3 protein-coding genes are annotated in these 2,726 nt (G+C 43.4%); 2 read left to right on the forward strand and 1 reads right to left on the reverse strand.

Going from position 1 to position 2,726, the window contains the following annotated elements; translation table 11 throughout:
- The coding region (uvrC, locus tag ACLFWI_RS29100) for an excinuclease ABC subunit UvrC (protein ID WP_446411077.1) at window positions 1-1,471 on the reverse strand (1,471 nt) is incomplete at its 3' end.
- On the opposite strand from uvrC, the gene ACLFWI_RS29105 reads away from it, so the two are divergent.
- Window positions 1,437-1,736: a protease complex subunit PrcB family protein gene (locus tag ACLFWI_RS29105; protein WP_446415825.1), complete on the forward strand. Its 300-nt coding sequence runs from the start codon at window positions 1,437-1,439 to the stop codon at window positions 1,734-1,736. The genes uvrC and ACLFWI_RS29105 overlap by 35 nt on opposite strands.
- Window positions 1,737-2,060: 324 nt before the next feature.
- On the forward strand, window positions 2,061-2,633 hold the full coding sequence (locus ACLFWI_RS29110; protein ID WP_446415826.1) for a hypothetical protein: 573 nt from the start codon (window positions 2,061-2,063) through the stop codon (window positions 2,631-2,633).
- Window positions 2,634-2,726 lie beyond the last annotated feature (93 nt).

A 2,726-nucleotide genomic window follows, 5' to 3' on the forward strand; every position in this document is an offset into this window, starting at 1 on the left:
TAGTTAGGTTATCGGTTTGTGGCGAAATGGTATCGGTTAAACCCGCCCCTACATCTTTATATTTACGAAAACGGCGACGAATGACTTCTGCTAAACTGGCAAAATCATCGGAATGACCAATCGTTACTGTAGGATTTTTTATCTTATAGTGACGATAATGTTGCTTTGCTGGCGTCCCATTAATAAATACCACCTGAGACGCTACTGGATTCGCCCCCTGAATGTGAGAAATATCATACCCTTCAATCCGATGCGGTAAATCCGGTAAATCTAAAATTGCGGCTAAATCTTGCATCGCTTGGCTATTGCGGTCAGCGAATTTCTGCGTTCGTTCTAACTCATACTTCGCATTCCGTTCCACCATTTCAATTAATTCGGCTTTGGTTTGGCGTTGGGGAACTAAAATAGTAACTTTGCGCCCTTTGCGTTCACTTAACCAATCTGCCAATAAGTCTGTATCGGTTAACTCATGCTGGACTAAAATTTCACTGGGGATTTCTACCGCGTCAACGGTTTGATAATGATCTTCTAATACTCGTTGTAAAATTGCCCCTAGTTCAATTCCCCCTGATGGAACTTCCGCAAAAAATCCCAATCGTCCGACTAATCGACCTGCACGAATCTGGAATAATTGAATACAAGCATGATGGGCATCTGCCGAGAGCGCGATCGCATCCCGTGATACGGTATCATCCGGTAGGGCGACTTTTTGATCCGCACTGAGGGCGTTTAACCCTTTAATCTGATCCCGAATCTTCGCTGCTAACTCGAAGTTAAGCGATTCCGCCGCTTGTTCCATATTCCGAGTTAGCATATCAATCAGTTCCCCCGTTCGCCCCTGAAACACCATCGCCATTTTTTGCACCATCTGGCGATACTCCTGCGGTGAAACAAGCTGTTGACAAACCCCAGGACAACGTCCAATATCATAGTTAAGACAAGGGCGGTCTTTAAACAGGGGACGGGGGCGCTGGCGCTGGGGAAAAATCTGCTTGAGTAGGTGTAATGTACTTCGCAGTAACCCAACATCCACATAAGGACCATAATAGCGATCCTTTTCCTTTCTCAGGTTACGCTTGCGGGTAATAAAGATACGCGGATAGTCTTCTGACCAAGTGATACAAATATAGGGATATTTCTTATCATCTTTGAGCAACACATTAAAATACGGCTGATGCTGCTTGACTAAATTCGCTTCTAATGCTAATGCTTCCGCTTCCGTATCGGTAACAATAAACTCAATCTCCGCCACCTGACGCACCATCATGGTGATCCGGGGACTCAGGGGTTGGGCGTTACGGAAATAGGAACGAACCCGCGATCGCAGTTTCTTTGATTTACCAATATAGAGGATGCGATCGCTGCCGTCACGCATTAAGTAAACCCCAGGTTCAGCCGGGATTTCTTTCAGGCGACGTTCTAGGCGATCGGGATTATTGACTAGAGGGGTTACTTTAGCCGAGGATATCACAGATACTGATCATCTCGCTTACTCATCTTATCTCTATGATAAAACCTTTTTTCAAGGGAATAAACCCAGTGGGGGTTATAGTGTTGAAATTAAAGATATTCTCATCAAGGATGATAAACTGGTGATTAACGCTGTAGAACAGCAACCGGGACGGAACTGCATGACAACAATGGCAATTACTCAACCTTATCACCTAGTTACGGTAGAACAATCCGATTTACCTGTTCAATTTAACCTTCAAACTGAGATAGTGAACTGTGAGTAACGTCAAGAAAGGGAACAGGGAATAGGGAACAGGGAACGGTTTTTCAATGACTTAAACCCCATTACTCTGCTGTATCAGCCAAAAAGTGTATTCGGTTTGCTCATATCCAGATTTATTTCTGACGAAAAAATCTGCGTCCCTCTGCGTTAAAAAAAACTCCACGCTACCGGACTTAAGGTCAGGCAAAGAATGGTCTGGTGGGTTACAGCGGATAGAACATTTAGCGGTTATTTCCCTGATTAAATATCCGCCTAACCCACCCTACAATTACAACTACAATAAAGTAATTAGGGCTTGCTCGAAGCGTTTCCTTTCCAGTCTTCTATGAATACCACAGCTCACATCATTATTAATATGCTATGCCTAGGACGCCAGGATACTTCCAGTATTCTCACTCCAGTCGTCATCGGTGCATTACTACCTGATGCCCCGATGTTTGTGTTTTATTTTGTGGAAAAAGTGATTAAGGGGACACCTGAAATGACAATTTGGCGAGAAGCGTATTACAAAGAAAACTGGCAAAATTTTATTGATATTTTCAATTCTATTCCCCTAATTGTCTTTGGCTTAGTTCTTACAGGCTGGTTGGGTTCCCAGATTGGAATAGTCTTTTTCTCCAGCATGTTTTTACATATTGTCGGTGATTTTCCCCTGCATCATAATGATGCCCATCGGCATTTTTTCCCGTTTTCCAATTGGCGGTTCCAGAGTCCGGTTTCGTATTGGGACCCGAATCATTATGGCACTATTGTCACTATTCTGGAAATTCTCGCTGTTATTATAAGCTGTGTTGTGCTATTTCTCACCTACCAATCGATGGCAGGGCGAATTACGGTTGGGCTAATTGGTGTTTCTTATTTAGTCTATTTTATCTATGTTTTTACGGTTTGGATTTAAGGGACAGCAACTAAGCTGTCATGCAGTATTAGTAGCGAGCAAGATGCAGTATTAGTAGCGAGCAAGATGCAGTATTAGTAGCGAGCAAGATGC

The sequence above is a fragment of the Coleofasciculus sp. genome (genome assembly GCF_046539235.1).
GTDB lineage: Bacteria > Cyanobacteriota > Cyanobacteriia > Cyanobacteriales > Coleofasciculaceae > Coleofasciculus.

Bases quoted from the DNA above. Each gene is read 5' to 3' on its own strand.
- ACLFWI_RS29110 (WP_446415826.1), top strand. From the start codon at position 2,061: ATGAATACCACAGCTCACATCATTATTAATATGCTATGCCTAGGACGC.